Origin of the sequence: Micromonospora sp. B006 (genome assembly GCF_003408515.1) — a bacterium.
GTDB lineage: Bacteria > Actinomycetota > Actinomycetes > Mycobacteriales > Micromonosporaceae > Micromonospora > Micromonospora echinospora_A.
Genome location: NZ_CP030865.1, coordinates 627295 through 642641, shown reverse-complemented (window position 1 = coordinate 642641; position 15347 = coordinate 627295). Strand labels below are relative to the sequence as shown.

Sequence of the window (15347 nt, the reverse complement as noted above, 5' to 3'; positions counted from 1 at the left end):
ACCGCAAGGCCGGCCCTTCCTGACGGTTACCGGTCCGATGACGGGCCACTCCCCGGCCGGAAGACAACCCTCAGCGGACGCGGTGCCACCCCTCCCCTCTCCTCGCCCACGCGGGCCCCTTGCGACCAGCCGGTACCGGTGACCGCGCGAGAAGGCCCGAGAAGGGACCTCGTCGTGCCCACGCAGACTCACCCCACCGGCAGTGGATCCATGACCCAGGCGCTGGTCGACGCGGCCACCGTCGCGGGCCACGCGCCGTCGATCCTCAACACCCAGCCATGGCGGTGGCGGATCGCCCGGAACCGGCTGGACCTCTTCATCGACCACGACCGGGTCCTCGACATCAGCGACCCCGACGCCCTGCTCGCCACGCTGAGCTGCGGAGCCGCGCTGCACCACGCCCGGATCGGCCTGGCCGCGCAGGGCTGGCACGTCACCGTCACCCGGATGCCCGACCCGGCCGACCCCGGCCATCTGGCGCGACTGCGCGTCGACGGGCGGGCACCCGTCGAGCTCCAGGCCGTCCGCCGTACGCACACCATCCGGCTCCGGCGCACCGACCGCCGTCCCGTCACCGGCCTTCCGGTCGGGTCCGACGATCTCGGGGCGATCAGCGCGGCGGCACGGGCTGAAGCGACGTTGCTGCACGTCCTGCGACCCGATCAGGTGGTGGATCTCGCCGCCGCGACGAGCCATGCCCAGGAGACAGAGACCGCCGAGCCGGCGTGGCAGGCGGAGCTGGCGTACTGGACCGGCGGCTCCCGGCCGGCGGGCACCGGCATTCCCGACACCGCGATTCCGCTCCATGCGCCGCAGACGACCGTGCCCGGGCGCGACTTCGGCCACCACGGCGACCTGCCCATCAGCACCAGACACGACCACAACGCCACCTACGCGGTGCTCTACGGCCGCGCCGACCAGCCGATGGACTGGCTACGAGCGGGCGAGGCCCTGTCGACGGCCTGGCTCACCGCGACCGAACTCGGCGTGTCCGTACTCCCGATCAGCGCCCCCGTCGAGGTAGCCGACAGCCGGCAGACCATCCGGCGGCTGGTAGCCAACCTCGGACACCCGTACCTGGTGCTGCGCTTCGGCATGCTCGACACCGACGACCCGGGACCGGCGCACGCACCGCGACTGCCGGCCGACCAGACCATCGACCCACCTCCGCCGGCGGACTTCCGCTCCGGCACGGCTCCGGTCGGAAGACCAATCAACCGGAAGGGCGACGGTCGGCATGAACCCACGTCACCACTGACACCCCGCTAACCAGTACCGGCTCGACCACCGCACCTCCGGACAACGGCTGGCCGACTCGGTCACCTCGATCTTCGGCTCCTGGCGATTCATCATCATCCAGACCGGCATCGTGGTCGCCTGGATAGCCGCCAATGTCGTCGCCGTGCTGCACCGCTGGGACCCCTACCCGTTCATCCTGCTCAACCTGCTCTTCTCCACCCAGGCCGCCTACGCCGCCCCACTGATCCTGCTGAGCCAGAACCGCTAGGCCGACACCGACCGGGTGAAGGCCGAACACGACTACCAGGTCAACCAGCTCGCCCTGCAATACCTCATCGCCTGGCACCGCGACGCGCACGGCGACACCTGCGACTGCGTACGGCGGGCCGAACCGGTCGTCCGCGGCATACTCACCAAGCTTGCTCGGGATCTATGACGCGGTTCGGGTGTCACTGGGACGAGGGGGCCGCCGCCTTCGCCGGCCAGCGGACGGACGCCACCGACGCGCTGTTGATGGCCGCCGCACGTACGGCGGCCTCGCCGCCGCTGATCGGGCGCGGCCTGTCCAACACGGAGCTGGCCGAGCACCTCGGCCTCAGCCTGGCACCGTGAAGACGCACGTCGGGCGGCTGTTGAGCAAGCTGGCGGTACGTGATCGGGCGCAACTGGTCGTCGTCGCCTACGGACGGGCCTGGTCGGACCGGGCAGCCCACGCTGAGCGCATCGCCCCTCCATGGGAGGAGAGGCCAAGCGTGCTGGGCCTAGCGTAGTAGGCTGACGGGCATGGGACGGTTCTCCGAGGATGAGCTGCACGCGGTTGTCTCCCGGTACGAGGCGACGCGGACGCAGGCATTGACCGAGCGGGACGAACAGCTACGGGCGTTCCACGCGGCCGGGTGGCGGCCGGTGGATCTGCAGCGGGTCACCGGGTACAGCCGGGAGACGATCCGTCAGGCGCTACGACCGGAAGTCCGGCGGGCGACCAACATCAGCCGGCGCAGGACATCGCCCCAGCCGCCGGCGGACTACCGGCCCTACGGTGACCGGAGGCCCTACGTGGTGGCCGAAACCCTTACCGCGCTGCGTGGCCCGACCGAAGGCACGGTGACGCTTCCGCGTCATCTCGACTGATCCGGGCACGCCGAGTACGACCTTGACCGGCCCGCACGCCTGGCCAGCATGTACAAGGTGGTGCTCACCGAAGCCAGCACCGTCGAGGACCTCAATGCCTGGCTCGACGCTGACCTCCTCCGACGGCTCTGGCCCACCCTGTGGCTGCCACCCCAGCTCCGCCAGCGCTGGGAGGACGCCTTCCCCGAACTCGCCGCCACCCGCAGCGATGCGGCGTAGCGGTGGACCCCTTCCACGAACGCCTCGCCCGTACCGGACTCGCGGCAGCCGATCGATACGGCTTCGCGCTGGCCGGCGGTTACGCGGTCCAGGCCGCCGGGTTGCTGGAGCGGCCCAGCGAGGACGTCGACCTGTTCACCGCCTGGGACCGCCGGCAGGAGTTCACCGCTGCGGTCACCGCCGTCGTGCACGCCTACCGAGACGACGGCCTCACCGTCGAGACCGAGCGCCAGTACGACACATTCGCCCGGCTGGCCGTCACCGACGGCGTCCGGGTCTCCAGGGTCGAACTCGGCTGTGGACTGGCGCGCCAACGAACCGATCCTCATGGCGATCGGACCGGTACTGCACCCCGACGACGCGGTCGCGAACAAGATGAGCGCACTCTACGGTCGAGCGTTCGCCCGTGACTTCATCGACATCGACGCCACGCTCCGATCCGGCCGCTACACCCGCCAAGCCCTCCTCACCCTCGTGCAGCGCGCCGACCGCGGTTTCGACCCGCGCGTCTTCGCCGACGCGCTAGGGCAAGCCACCCTGCTCGATCCTGACGACTTCGCCAGTACGGTATCGCCGGTCCAGCGCTGGACAATCTCCGAAGCCGATTCGCCGAATGGCGCCGCGAACTACTCAACGAGGAGGAACCCCCGCGACCCGACGGCTCCGCCAGCTGATCCCGCAGCGCCCGGTAAGGAGGAATCCCAGTAGGAAGCCGCCGCCGATCACCGGCCGCGACGGTGCTCCGTTGGTGCTCGGCGAAACAGTCACCTCCGCCGCGCCACACGCATCGCGGACACCGACGACGGTCTCCGTTCTCTACGCTGCTCCCATGGCAGCGTGTCCCGAGCTGACCAGGCCGGCCCCCCACGTGGGGTCCGGTCACGGTCTCTCCGGGGCAACCCCGGGGACGAACCACTCACCTCGGCACCACACCACAGGTGCGTCGGCACGCTCCGCGAGCCTGTGCACCCGCACGACCGGGCATCGTCGGGACACGCTGCCACCACCGGCCCAGTCGTGACCACGATCCACGCCCTGGCCACCGCGCTCGCCGACGCGTTCCTCGCCGGCGACGGCTGGCGCCGCGCCGACCTCGTCCACCAAGGTGGGCTCGTCCTCGGGGTCCGGCGGCGCTGGCTGTGGCCGGTCGCCGACGCGGTGCTGGTCGCCTACCCGCGCCCACCCACCGACCGGCCACGCGAGCTCGCTACGTTCCTGAGCACCCTCGAACCGCTGCGCGCGGCAGTCGCCACCGCCCGCCAGCACCAACGACCCATCGTCATCCACACGCGGCCCGTCACGCCGACCCGCACCGTCCGCCAGCCCTGGCGCACCCCGGTCATCGACACCGTCGGCGACCTGGCCGCGATGCTCGACCTGAGCATCGAGCACCTCGACTGGTACGCCGACCGACGCGCCATGAACCGACGCGCCACCGCCCACCGGCTACACCACTACCACTACCGATGGACCGACCGAGCCCGGCTGATCGAGGCACCCAAAGCCCGGCTCCGCGCTCTGCAACGCCGACTCCTCACCGAGGTCCTCGGCCCCATCCCGGTCCACCCCGCCGCCCACGGCTTCGTACCCGGCCGCTCCGCACACACCTTCGTCGCCACCCACACCGCACAGCCGGTCGTCGCCCGCATCGACCTGCTCGCCTTCTTCACCCACATCCCCGCCACCCGCGTCCACGGCCTGTTCCGCACCGCCGGCTACCCCGAACCCGTCGCCCACACCCTCACCGGCCTCTGCACCACCCGCACCCCGCCCGCCGTCCTTCGCCGAGCGCCCGCCGACCTGGCGCACCGGGCCACCCGGCTGGCAGCGCTGCGAACGGGCCACCTGCCCCAGGGCGCGCCCACCTCCCCGGCACTGGCCAACCTGTGCGCCTACCGACTCGACCGACGCCTCACCGGCCTCGCCCACGCGTTCGACATCACCTACAGCCGGTACGCCGACGACCTCGCCTTCTCCGGCGACCTCAACACCCGGCGCATCGACGACCTGATCGCCGCCGTCACCGACATCGCCCGCGACGAGGGCTTCCGAGTCCACGAAGCCAAGACACGTGTCCGTAGCCGAGCCGACCGGCAACTCCTCGCCGGACTCGTCGTCAACCATCGCCCCGCCACACCACGCGACGAGTACGACCAGCTTCGCGCCATCCTCCACAACGCCGCCCGCACCGGCCTCGCCGCGCAGAACCGGACCGGCCACCCCGACTTCGCTCAATGCCTCATCGGACGAGTTCTCTGGGTCGGCCATCACCACCCGGCACGCGCAGCCAAACTCGCCACGCTGCTGGCCCACGCTCTCGCGGCACCGTAAACTGACGCGGCACGGCACCTTCACCGGATCTCGGTGAGGACGCGCCGAAGCGGCCGAAGGATAGCTTGAGCAGGACTTACGCTCGTTCGGCTGATCTTCGGCAAGCGAGCACAGCAACGCGCACGTGCGACCTACTAACCTAAAAACAGAATAGGAACCCGCAGGTAGTTGGCCTCTGTATACAGATAGAGCGTCGTCTTAGGAAACCGATGCTCTATCCCCTGAGCTACGGGGGCGCGAGCGCCTAGTCTCGCGACCTGGGGGTTCACCTGGGGTGGCAGGGAGTGGCCCGCGTTCGCCCGCCTTCTCCGCACCCCGTTTTACCAGCCCAGGAGCACGCCCGGAGCACACGGACCTCGGTTTGCGACCGGCGGTCGGCCGCGGTGACCCGCGTCGGCAGGTTCCGCTGCTCGAGCTGTTACCAGGTCAGCGGGAACAGCGGGTCCACGCCCACCTCAAGGTGATCAACCAGCACAGGCACTCCGGCTACATCTACTGTGGCGCGGGCGCAAAGTGCGCTGCGGGCACGGCAACCTCCAGGTCGCCGTGCCCGCGGGTCTGCGCGCCGTGGAACAGATCCACCGCCTAGCCAGCCGCGACGTACCAAGGAATCTGCAGGCTGCGGAGGCGTTCGGCCAGCACGGCGCGGATGTCAAGCCCTCATGCGTCGAGATCAGGAGGGCTGACGACCACCAGCCTGAAGCGGACGAGAGATCCGGCCGGACAAGAGATTCGTCTGCTCGTCGAGGGACGGGCGGTCGTCCTCGCCCGCCCGCGCCGAACCATCCGTCGGAACCTCGGGGATCGGCGTTCCCTCGCACTCCGCTCCCCGTTTCGGCAGCCTTCCGTTCAGCAGGTAGTCGTCGATGGCGGCGTCGACGCAGGCGTTGGTGCCGTGGACGACGTGGTAGCCATCGCGGGGGACGCTGAGGAGCCGGTGCCCGAGCAGGTCCGCCATCGCCCGACCGCCCTCGTACGGCGTTTGCGGGTCGAACTCCTCATGCACGACCAGCCCTGTCGGGTAGCCGCTGCGGCGCAGCTTCACCAGCGGCTCGACACGCTCCACCGAGCCGAAGGTGCACTCACGTGGAGAAACCGCCGAAGCACCCCAGCCGTAGGGAAAGTGCTCGGAGAAGTAGCGCATGTCCGCGTAGTACACCTTGAGGTCGGCGGGCCATTCGGCCTCACAGTTGACTGCCTCCCAGACGCCATTGCTGGTCGGTGGCGGGTCGGCCTGGATCTCTTGCTGAAGAGCCAACGCCCGGTGCAGGTCACCCGGCACGTCCGAGGGCGTCTCGACCTGCTGACGCAGCCGGCTCGCCGTCTCTGCGAAGAAGTCCCAGTACGCCACCTCGTTGGTGGCCCCGATGAGGCCGTCGAACGCGGTGCCGTCGTACACCGAATAACCCAGTTCGATCGGGTGTTCCTCCAGCTTCGCCCGGGTCCGCTCGATCGTGGCGTGCACCTGCGACCGGGTGGTGCCCAGCCCGTAGGTTTCGTTGCGCTCAGCCACCCACGTCATCCAGGCGTCGGCGGTCCTGCGTTGGGCGATTGCCTGTTGCTTCCACGCCTCCCGCCATATCCATTGCGGGTGGATCGCGGAGTCCAGGACGTTGCGGTTCAGTCGCTTCGGAAAAAGCGTGCCGTAGACGGCCGTCACGTACGTGCCGTAGGACTTCCCCATCAGGTTCAGCTGACGCTCACCCAGGACCGCGCGGACGATGTCGAGATCTCTGGCGTTGTTGGCGGTGGTGAAGTAGGGACGCCGGGCACCGTCCGCGCGTTCGCATTGCTGATCACGCCTGCGGAACTCCTCGGTGTACGCCCGCATCTGCGCGTCGGTGAAGCGAGTCCTGCCGGACAACTGCACGTTCGTGCCCTCGCACAGCAGAGGCTGTGACTGCCCGACGCCGCGCGGGTTGTAACCGATGATGTCGTATCGCGCCGACAGCGCGTCGTACGCCGGATCCTCCGACGCGTAGATTCCCTGCCCGCCCGGCCCGCCGGGGACCTCGACCAGTACGCCGAGCCGGTTCGGCTGATCGCTCGCCAGGCGCCGGGAGAGCTCGACGGTCTCCCGGGGACCGCCCGGCCGCCGGTAGTCCAACGGCACCCGCACAGTCGTGCATTCCACCACCGGGGACGCGCTCTCGACACGGGGAAGCGCGGACGCCGAAGCAACCGGTGACCGCCTCGGGGGCACCGGCGGGCGGGGGCAGGGTCCCCACGCAGGACGCTGCGCGTAGAACTCCCCCAGTCCGACCGGCACCGCGTCGGACTGGGGCGTGGTGTTCGCCTCGGCGAGAGGCACCACCGCCACGCACAGAGCCGCTGTTGCCGTGGCAATCAGACCGGCCTTGGCTCTCCGTTTCATCCCCGACCTTCATTCTTTGCGGCAGGAGTCGCTGAAACGGTCCTGCGGAACAGCACCGTCGTGGTGCCGGTGCTGACCGTCATGGCCGCAGGGCGGTCGCGGCCGGAGTCCAGGTCGACTCGTCCTCGACGTCGGCGACCGTGATCGCCTTGGCGATCTTCTCCAGCTCGGCCCGCGGCAGCTGGTTACCGTGCCCAGCGGGGCTGACCTCGAGGACGACTGTGCCGTCGGCGCTCCAGGACTGGCACCAGCTGTTGGGCAGCGGGCCGTCCCACCCGGGCCGGCCGGGTACGTCGTAGCACTTCGTCACACCGGGCTTCGGCGTCTGGTCCGCGCTGCTACTCGGGATGACGGAGATGTGGAACCCGTCTTTGATGCCGCCCTCGGTCGCGTCGTACGGTGCGGTCAGTCCAGTGGTGGGCACGGCGGACCTGGTGTACGTCGCGCCGCCGTAGTCGCCGCCGCGGGCCGCGGCGATGCCGCCGAGGCCCGCCGTGGCGTGGGTGCCGATCTGCAACGGCACGTAACCGTCCGGCAGGTAGCCCACCGTGAAGGGCACCAGGGCCGGCGTCGGCCTGCTGGGCTTCAGGCCTTCGACCAGGCCGGCCAGCTCCTCGAAGCTCGGCGTGGCCTTGTCGCCGGAGTACGACGTGACAGCCGCCCAGGCGTTCTCGGCGTACTCCCAGGCGAAGAGTTTGTTGCCGCCATCCACCGGGCGCTGCGGGGCAAGGCCGACCGGCAGCGTCGCCTGCACGGCCCTGCGCCCGGCCACGGTGACGTTCGTGCCGTCCTTGATCCTGGCGGGGTCAAAGGCACCGGGCCGGTAGACGGTCAGGTATGCCCAGAGGGCCGGCTTCCCGTTTTCCTTGTTCCGCAAGAACGCGGCGCCCTGCTCCTCCACCTCCTTGCGGGTCATGGGCTTGTCGTTCGAGGTGTGGCCGTCGGAGTAGACGGAGGCGATCTGGTACGCGGTGGACGCGACGATCGGGTCCTGCACATGCAGCGTGCCGGCGTCGTACCCGGTGAAGGTGAAGGTGAACGGCGCGGCGTCGGGCCACTCGGCCCCGGCCGGCTTGGACGCCGCCGCGCCGGCCACGACCGGCGCGGCCGGGGAGCTCTGCTCGGCACCCAGGGTCGGTACCACGAACGCGCCGGCGACCACGGCCACGACGAGGCCCGCCGCGCCGGCTGACGCGAATCCGGCCCGGCGGCGGCGCTCAGCCCGCCGACCTGCCGTGATGATGTCGTCGATGGTGCGGGACATCGGCGGCTCATCGCCCGTTACCGCGTCAACGAGATCACGCAACCGCATGGGTCCACTCCTTTATCGATGGTTCGATGAGATCGGTACGGTCGCCGCCGAGCGACTCGCGCAGCTTCGCCAGGCCACGGGAGACCTGACTCTTGGCCGTGCCCACCGTGCAGTTCAGGACACTGGCGGTGTCCTCCAGGCTCAGATCCAGGTAGTGCCGGAGCACGACTGCGGCTCGCTGCCGGGGTGGCACAGCGTCGAGCGCCGCCCGCAGGCGCATCCGCTCGTCGGTCGCACCGGCGGGGTCGCGCAGCGCGATGTCCGGCATGGCGTCACCGGCCGACCGCTCGCGTCGCCACGGCCGACGGGTCTCGTCGACCGCGGCCCGGTAGACCATGGTCTTGACGTAGAGATCGGGCCGGTCCAGCTTCCGCCAGCGGGGGTAGAGCCTGACCAGAGCGTTGGCCACGGCGTCCTCCGCCGCGTGCCAGTCGCCGCAGGTCACGTACGCCAGCTTGCGCAGTGACGCCATTTCTGACGTCACGAACTCGCGGAATGCTTGCTCGTCTTCGGCTATCAAGTCCACTGCCTCCTCGTGACGGAGGTAGAACGGAACCGCCCACCCGGAAAGTTGCACCGCTCGAAGAAGTGGGCGGATCGACAGGACGATCGAGCGGGTTCTACGGTCGCGCCGATGCGCCCTGAAGAGAGCATCGTCGCGGTCGAGCAGGTAGTGGTACCGGGCATGCGGCCGGGAGACCGGCGGGCCGGGCGCGGCAGCCAGCGGCGCTTGCGGTCACCGCGGCCCGGTCCCAGCTCGGAAGGATGGCTCGGCTTCTGAAACGCGGGTTCAACCCGACGAAGACGCACTGCCACCGGGCCTGACCCGCGAGTGACACCACGCAGGGCTGGCGACGGTCGGGGCAGCCGGAACCGCGGGGTCATTTTCCGGCAGAGCCGACAGAGTCAGGTGCGCACACTCTCCTGGGAAGGAACGACTGTTCGCTGCACGCACCCGCGTAACGCACCCGGGACGCTCCGTCAGTGGCTGGAGAGTTGACGGTTCCAGGCAGAGCTGCCGATCAACACGGTCCTGCCCTCGTCGCTGCGTCGGAGCAGATCGACCGCGTCGAGCTGCGATGTAGCAGCGGCCGTGCGGCGTACGGTCAGAATGGTGCGGGTCCGTGGCCTGCCAGCGACATCAATACCTGCGTGGCGAGTAGCTTGCGTATGCGGGTGACGGCGACTGTCCCTACCCGATCGTAGGGCAGCTCCAGTTGCAGCCCCTGGTCTGCGTTGCGAAGGTCTGTCGTGATCTCGTCTGGACGGAACGTGCCGCCCCAGCCGTTGAGTCCTCCGCGCTGGTTGGTGCTGAGGGAAGCCATGCCGGAGATGCTGGTGCCGTCGACCAGGATCAGCCTCGCAGGACCGGAGTAGGTCGTCGTCATAGTCATCAACCCTTCAGAATTTGGCGCCGTGCACCCCGAGGGCCCTGGCTGTCTCACAGTCATCAGGAGGGCAGGCGTCGAGTCCGGCCATGGTGTGCTCCAACCGGACCGCGACCGTACGTGCCTCGACCGTCAGGGCGGCGGCGGTGCGGTATTCGGCTCGTGAGGGATAAGGGTCGCTGCTTGGCAGACTGGTGCCCGCGGTCGGAATGTGGTGAGCGCATGAGACGCCGAACGGCGGCCCGCTGAATCAGTCGGGCCGCCGTCCAGAGAGTGTGGATCAGAGCGGGCGGATGTTCTCCGCCTGCGGGCCCTTCTGGCCCTGGGTGATGTCGAACTCCACCTTCTGGTTCTCGTCGAGGCTGCGGAAGCCACTCGCCGAGATCGCGGAGAAGTGGGCGAAGACGTCGGCGCCGCCGTCGTCCGGGCTGATGAAGCCGAAGCCCTTGTCGGCGTTGAACCACTTCACGGTGCCTGTAGCCATGTCTGCTCCTTCGCAGGCTGTTAGAGACCGCACGGTGCGGACCCTTACGCCGCCGCGTTGATCACCCGCGTCGAAACGACACGAAAAACGAAAAGCGCCTGGATGGGTTTCAGATGCCCCATCAGGCGCCGGAAAACGTCTACGGAAATCAAAACTGCAACCTGGCTACCGTAGCACATAATCCGTCGTGGAGCCGATGGCGGTCGTCCTCGACGCGCTCAACGCCGGTCCGCCACGCGCGGGCACCGGCGGCCTACAGCCCACCTCGGGCCGCCGGTCACGAACAGCAACATCCCGGCCGATCGCCGGGATGCGAAGAGGCGCGACAAGCAGGAGTACGGGCTACCAGGACCGAGCCGGGAGCGGGCCGGCCAGTCTGCCGCCGTGGCCCACGCTACTGCTTCTCGTTCTGCCGCAGGGCTTCCTCGAGCTGGTCCTCCAGGATGATGATCCGGCAGGCGGATTCCAGGGCGGTGCCCTGATCCACCATCTCGCGGGCCCGGGCGGCCAGACGCAACTGGTAGCGGGAGTAGCGGCGGTGCCCGCCGGCAGAGCGGTGCGGGTTGATCAGTTTCGCCTCGTCCAGGCGGCGCAGGAAGTCCTGCGTGGTGCCGAGCATCTCTGCGGCCTGACCGATGGTGTAGGCCGGAGTGTTCTCGTCGCCGAACATGTCATCGGGGTCTCGCCCCATGCCACCTCCATGTCGAGGGCCCCGGCGCATAAGCGCCGGGGCCCAGGGCTAACGGGTCAGAACACCATCTACCGACGGGAAAGTCGGCTTGTCGTATCCGCACCAGCCATCGAAGGCTTCGGGTGCGAGGATCGCATATGCGTGACCGGAGACCACCTCTCGTTCGATGGAAACTGCGGTGTCCGCCGAGCCTGGAATGACGGGCTGCTGGCGGGCGATCCAACGGTGTACGGCCCTCCCTTTCCTCTGCTTACTTCTTACCCTTGCGGTCGTACGTCGTACGGTCCGTCGGCGCCGGAGCCCACGCGACTTCATGGCCCCGACACGTGCGGCGAACATCAGCTGGAGCCCTGAACAAGCCTCGGCCCCACCTGCATGCCCCATCGCGCATCACACGTTGAGGCTGACGTGCTTCTACTGCCGTTCCAGGCGGAACGAATTCCGCTTCTCACCGTCCGTCGTGACCTCACGGCCGGGCGGCCCCGTCTGCGTCTTGACGGATCTTCTCTCTCGACTCGAAGAAGAGTATTCCACGTCGCCGAGGATGTCTAGTCGTTTCGACCTAGATTTTCTGGTCGACCGCCGTCAGGGTCAGCGGCGTGCCCCGGCATGCACGTGAGGGCCGCGCCGACAGCTGAGCCCACCGAGCACCTCATCGAAGATCACAACGATCCCGAAAGTGTCGGCGTCGGCCGCTAGCCTGCCGGCGTGACGAAGATCGATGCAGAAAAGGCCACGCTGTGCGAGTTCCTCGAATACCAGCGAGCCAGCGTCCGAGCCATCCTGGCTGATCTGGACCCGACCACGCTGCGAACGTCGGTCCTGCCCTCCGGGTGGTCGCCGCTCGGCCTGGTGGAGCACCTCGGTCATGCGGAGCGCCACTGGTTCCAGGAGGTCTTTCGCGGTTCGGTGGAGCCGCTGCCCTGGCCGGACGAGAACACACCACTGCGCACGTCTCGATCGCCGTCCCAGGTCTTCGACTTCTACCGCGACCAGTGCCAGGTCTCCGACGCGATCATCGCCGCGGCGCCGTTGACGGCGGAACCTGTCGGCCGGCACCCGGAGGAGCCGTTGGCGTCGCAGACGACGGACCTGCGGCGGATCGTTCTGCACGTCATCGAGGAGACCGCCCGGCATGCCGGACACCTGGATGTCGTGCGCGAACTCGTCGACGGGCGGACCGGGCTGGGCCCGCGCTGAGCAACGAGCGACGACTCAGGTCACGACGCGGACGCCGGGCCAGCGTTCGGCCGGGCGGTGACGGGCCAGTCGTTGCCGGGAGACCTCCGGGTCGACCCGTGTCGGGTTGCGTCGCCACACGCCGTCGAGCAGGTCGTCGAGGCCGTGCGGCGCACACACCGCGATCTGGTCGTACGTGTCGAGGCGTACGGCCACGGCGGTGGCGTACTCGGGCCAGGTGGCGACCGCGTCGGCGATGGTGCGCAGCGGGTTCACCGGGCCACCGCCGAACTTGGCGGGATACCAGGTGTGCACGGCGGCCTGGTTCTTCGCCTCCCACGGCGGATCCGACCAGCTCGCCACCAGTCGCCGGGTGGCCCGGTCGTCGTTGTCGCGGCTCAGGTCCGCCGGGTCGAGGAAGACCACGTCGACGTCGCGCACCGACGAGGGGTCGAACCCGTGGCCGCACCGTTCGCCCCAGACGAGGTCGCGGATGACGCCCGCGCCGATCCAGGCGTCCGGCAGGCCGCAGTCCCGAACGACACTCAGCGCCCGGATCAGCCAGGGGCTACGCCGGACCAGGTCCCGCAGTTCGTCCTCCCGCATCGGTTCTCCTGAGATCAGGCGGAGGTCGCCGGGCCGGGCGCGAGGTTGAGCACTCGCATCGCGACGTCGACCGAGGCCTGGAGATCCTCGCGGCTCGCGCCGGCTGCTGCGTGCACGGCGTGGCCCTCGCTGAGCGCCATCACGAACCGGGCGAGTGCCCGGCTGTCGACGCCTTCCGGGAGGTCTCCTTCCTTCGCCGCGCGGGACAGCCGTTCTTCGAGAGCGGTCTCGGTGGCGGCCCGGCCGGCGGCCAGCATCTCGGAGATGCGGGTGTTCTCCGGGGAGCAGGAGAGCCCTCCCTGGATGGAGAGGCAGCCGGCGGGGTGGTCGTCGGCGGTCAGGCCGTCGGCGCTGGCGCGCAGGAAGCTCTCCACGGCTGCGTACGCGGTGGGTTGTTCGAGTGCGGCGCGGGCGTTGGCCAGGTTGGTCTCGTGGTAGCGGGCGAAGGCGCGCCGGAACAGCTCCTCCTTGCTACCGAAGGTGGCATAGAGGCTCGGCCGGTTGATGCCCATCGCGCTGGTGAGGGAGCTGAGCGACGCGCCTTCGTAACCGTGTCGCCAGAAGACCTCAGCGGCCCGGTCGAGGACCGTCTGCTCGTCGAAGGCCCGCGGTCGTCCCGGTGTCGGAGTGCCCATACGACCACTCTACCGCTCGGTACAGAAGTGACGCAGCGCACCAACCGATCGGTACAGAACCTTGCTACGGTGACGTCATAACCGATCAGTACAAAAGACCGAGGGAGACGCATGACCGTCACGTTGATCACCGGCGCGAACAAGGGCATCGGTTTCGCGACCGCCAGGCAGCTCCTGGACCTGGGGCACATCGTCTACGTCGGGGCGCGCGACAAGCGCAAGGGCGAGGAGGCGGCGGCAACGCTCGGCGCGCGGTTCCTGCACCTCGACGTGACCGACGACGCCTCGGTGACCGAGGCCCTGGCAACGATCGACGCGGCCGAGGGCCGGCTCGACGTCCTGGTCAACAACGCGGGCATCGCCGAGAGCGGCCCCGTCGACGGGCCCACCGCCCTGCGGGTGTTCGACACCAACGTGGTCGGGATCATCCGGGTCACCGAGGCGGCACTGCCCCTGCTGCGCAGATCCGCCAACCCCGTGGTGGTCACGGTGTCGAGCAGCGCGGGCTCCTTCTGGGCGACGAACAATCCCGACCGGCCGGAGTTCGATCTGCCGTTCCCGCTCTACTCGGCGTCCAAGGCGGCCGCCACCATGATCACCCTCAAGTACGCCAAGTCTCAGCCGGGCATCAGGTTCAACGCGGTCGAGCCGGGCTTCACCGCCACCGACATGACCGCCGCGCTCGGCGGCGGCAGGTCACCGGCCGAGAGCGCCCGGAACGTCGTACGCCTGGCGACGCTCCCCCCGGACGGCCCGACCGGGACGCTCCAGGACGAGTCCGGGCACCTGAACTGGTAGCCACACAACCGACAGCTTCGAGGTGGAGACCATGACAACCATCGGCATCATCGGCGCGGGCGAGGTCGGCAGCCAGATCGCACGAGCGGCGATCGCGGCCGGATACGCGGTCGTCATCGCCAACTCGCGAGGGCCCGAAACGTTGGCCGGCCTCGTCGCCGAGCTGGGTCCGTCGGCGCGGGCGGTGTACGCCAGGGAGGCCGCGGCGGCGGGCGACTTCGCCGTCGTCGCCGTACCCCTGAAGGTCGTCAACGACATGCCGGCCGAGGAACTCGCGGGCAAAGTCGTCCTGGACACGAACAACTACATGGCCTGGCGCGACGGGCACATCCCGGTCGTCGACTCGGGTGAGAAGACGGTCCACGAACTACGTCAGGAACAGCTCCCCATGTCGAAGGTCGCCAAGGCGTTCACCCACATCCAGGCGCCCCGCCTTCTCACCTCCGCCCGGCCTGCCGGCGCCCCTGACCGGCTGGCGCTCTCCGTCTCCAGCAACTTCCCCGAGGCGGTTGCTCTGGTGACGCGGCTGTACGACCAGTTCGGCTTCGACACCGTGGACAACAGCCCGCTGAGCGAATCCTGGCGCACCGGCCCCGGCCAGCCCGCGTGGATCCGGCACGCGCACCAGAACCGCGAGGAGCTGGCCCTCAACCTGAGGAGAGCGCGGCGACCCGCGCGGGCGTGATTCTCGGCGTCAGCGCCGGGTGGACTCGACGGCGCTCTCGCGGGCGGGCCCTTCCGCGGTGAACGGGCTGCGCAGGCGGGTCATGGAGGCGGCGCTGATGTCCGCGGCCGGACTGCGCTCCTCGTCGGTGGCCTTGACCCCCTCGACACCGAAGGGATTCAGGGCGAATGTCTTGTCGGGCACGTCGTGCTCCAAGGGAATCTGCACGGCAGCACTCGACTCAGTCGTCGCGGCTGAGAAACCGTGGGAAGGGCAGGGGGTCGGCGATCAGCCGT

The 15347-nt window shown here is 69.3% G+C and carries 17 protein-coding genes and 2 pseudogenes; 10 read left to right on the top strand and 9 right to left on the bottom strand.

The window, feature by feature from the left end:
- Positions 1–174: 174 nt before the first annotated feature.
- The 7 genes and pseudogenes from MicB006_RS03200 to MicB006_RS03175 all read left to right on the top strand — a co-directional run bounded on the left by MicB006_RS03200 (position 175) and on the right by MicB006_RS03175 (position 4920).
- Positions 175–1269, top strand: coding sequence for a nitroreductase (locus tag MicB006_RS03200; RefSeq protein ID WP_225980628.1), 1095 nt, complete (start codon positions 175–177; stop codon positions 1267–1269).
- Between the two features lie 37 nt (positions 1270–1306).
- Entirely contained in the window at positions 1307–1507 is a 201-nt protein-coding gene (locus MicB006_RS03195; protein WP_084588876.1) for a DUF1003 domain-containing protein, read from the top strand.
- A gap of 15 nt (positions 1508–1522) precedes the next feature.
- Positions 1523–1675: a hypothetical protein gene (locus tag MicB006_RS31785; RefSeq protein ID WP_157551556.1), complete on the top strand. Its 153-nt coding sequence runs from the start codon at positions 1523–1525 to the stop codon at positions 1673–1675.
- Entirely contained in the window at positions 1672–1851 is a 180-nt protein-coding gene (locus MicB006_RS32710; protein ID WP_030275235.1) for a hypothetical protein, read from the top strand. Before MicB006_RS31785 ends, MicB006_RS32710 begins: the two co-directional genes overlap by 4 nt.
- Positions 1852–2022: 171 nt before the next feature.
- Positions 2023–2589: pseudogene (locus MicB006_RS32705) on the top strand (hypothetical protein).
- A 2-nt stretch (positions 2590–2591) separates the two neighbouring features.
- Positions 2592–3263: pseudogene (locus MicB006_RS32700) on the top strand (nucleotidyl transferase AbiEii/AbiGii toxin family protein).
- A 343-nt stretch (positions 3264–3606) separates the two neighbouring features.
- Complete coding sequence (locus MicB006_RS03175) at positions 3607–4920, top strand: reverse transcriptase family protein (protein WP_036311204.1); 1314 nt, start codon at positions 3607–3609, stop codon at positions 4918–4920.
- A gap of 673 nt (positions 4921–5593) precedes the next feature.
- Here the strand turns inward: MicB006_RS03175 and MicB006_RS03170 are convergent.
- From MicB006_RS03170 to MicB006_RS03145, 6 genes are all read right to left on the bottom strand, one after another.
- Positions 5594–7033 (bottom strand): alpha/beta hydrolase, encoded by a 1440-nt coding sequence (locus MicB006_RS03170; protein ID WP_161565907.1) that lies wholly within the window; start codon positions 7031–7033, stop codon positions 5594–5596.
- Between the two features lie 340 nt (positions 7034–7373).
- Positions 7374–8558 carry a hypothetical protein gene (locus MicB006_RS03165; RefSeq protein WP_192900179.1) on the bottom strand — a complete coding sequence of 395 codons (1185 nt, stop codon included), beginning with the start codon at positions 8556–8558 and terminating at the stop codon, positions 7374–7376.
- Positions 8559–8592: 34 nt separating this feature from the next.
- Complete coding sequence (locus MicB006_RS03160) at positions 8593–9132, bottom strand: SigE family RNA polymerase sigma factor (RefSeq protein ID WP_370013411.1); 540 nt, start codon at positions 9130–9132, stop codon at positions 8593–8595.
- Between the two features lie 580 nt (positions 9133–9712).
- A complete protein-coding gene (locus MicB006_RS03155) occupies positions 9713–9994 on the bottom strand; it encodes a hypothetical protein (RefSeq protein WP_073825727.1) in 282 nt (93 codons plus the stop codon).
- A 280-nt stretch (positions 9995–10274) separates the two neighbouring features.
- A complete protein-coding gene (locus MicB006_RS03150) occupies positions 10275–10478 on the bottom strand; it encodes a cold-shock protein (RefSeq protein WP_116503721.1) in 204 nt (67 codons plus the stop codon).
- Positions 10479–10872: 394 nt separating this feature from the next.
- On the bottom strand, positions 10873–11169 hold the full coding sequence (locus tag MicB006_RS03145; protein WP_073825730.1) for a helix-turn-helix domain-containing protein: 297 nt from the start codon (positions 11167–11169) through the stop codon (positions 10873–10875).
- A 708-nt stretch (positions 11170–11877) separates the two neighbouring features.
- Here MicB006_RS03145 and MicB006_RS03140 point away from each other — a divergent pair.
- Complete coding sequence (locus MicB006_RS03140) at positions 11878–12369, top strand: DinB family protein (protein ID WP_225980623.1); 492 nt, start codon at positions 11878–11880, stop codon at positions 12367–12369.
- 15 nt (positions 12370–12384) lie between these two features.
- Here MicB006_RS03140 and MicB006_RS03135 read toward each other — a convergent pair whose 3' ends face one another.
- Positions 12385–12954 carry a nucleotidyltransferase family protein gene (locus MicB006_RS03135; RefSeq protein ID WP_116503719.1) on the bottom strand — a complete coding sequence of 190 codons (570 nt, stop codon included), beginning with the start codon at positions 12952–12954 and terminating at the stop codon, positions 12385–12387.
- A gap of 14 nt (positions 12955–12968) precedes the next feature.
- Positions 12969–13589, bottom strand: coding sequence for a TetR/AcrR family transcriptional regulator (locus tag MicB006_RS03130; RefSeq protein WP_073825737.1), 621 nt, complete (start codon positions 13587–13589; stop codon positions 12969–12971).
- 111 nt (positions 13590–13700) lie between these two features.
- Between MicB006_RS03130 and MicB006_RS03125 the strand changes: the two genes are divergently transcribed.
- Positions 13701–14387, top strand: a complete 687-nt coding sequence (locus MicB006_RS03125; RefSeq protein ID WP_116503717.1) for an SDR family NAD(P)-dependent oxidoreductase — start codon at positions 13701–13703, stop codon at positions 14385–14387.
- 31 nt (positions 14388–14418) lie between these two features.
- Positions 14419–15072, top strand: coding sequence for an NADPH-dependent F420 reductase (locus MicB006_RS03120; protein ID WP_116503715.1), 654 nt, complete (start codon positions 14419–14421; stop codon positions 15070–15072).
- Between the two features lie 9 nt (positions 15073–15081).
- Here the strand turns inward: MicB006_RS03120 and MicB006_RS03115 are convergent, their stop codons facing one another.
- Positions 15082–15279 carry a hypothetical protein gene (locus tag MicB006_RS03115; protein ID WP_073825745.1) on the bottom strand — a complete coding sequence of 66 codons (198 nt, stop codon included), beginning with the start codon at positions 15277–15279 and terminating at the stop codon, positions 15082–15084.
- Between the last annotated feature and the right edge of the window lie 68 nt (positions 15280–15347).

Bases quoted from the DNA above. Each gene is read 5' to 3' on its own strand.
- MicB006_RS03125 (WP_116503717.1), top strand. From the start codon at position 13,701: ATGACCGTCACGTTGATCACCGGCGCGAACAAGGGCATCGGTTTCGCG.
- MicB006_RS32710 (WP_030275235.1), top strand. From the start codon at position 1,672: ATGACGCGGTTCGGGTGTCACTGGGACGAGGGGGCCGCCGCCTTCGCC.
- MicB006_RS03135 (WP_116503719.1), bottom strand. From the start codon at position 12,954: ATGCGGGAGGACGAACTGCGGGACCTGGTCCGGCGTAGCCCCTGGCTG.
- MicB006_RS03165 (WP_192900179.1), bottom strand. From the start codon at position 8,558: ATGTCCCGCACCATCGACGACATCATCACGGCAGGTCGGCGGGCTGAG.
- MicB006_RS03150 (WP_116503721.1), bottom strand. From the start codon at position 10,478: ATGGCTACAGGCACCGTGAAGTGGTTCAACGCCGACAAGGGCTTCGGC.
- MicB006_RS03155 (WP_073825727.1), bottom strand. From the start codon at position 9,994: ATGACGACGACCTACTCCGGTCCTGCGAGGCTGATCCTGGTCGACGGC.
- MicB006_RS03130 (WP_073825737.1), bottom strand. From the start codon at position 13,589: ATGGGCACTCCGACACCGGGACGACCGCGGGCCTTCGACGAGCAGACG.
- MicB006_RS03120 (WP_116503715.1), top strand. From the start codon at position 14,419: ATGACAACCATCGGCATCATCGGCGCGGGCGAGGTCGGCAGCCAGATC.
- MicB006_RS03145 (WP_073825730.1), bottom strand. From the start codon at position 11,169: ATGGGGCGAGACCCCGATGACATGTTCGGCGACGAGAACACTCCGGCC.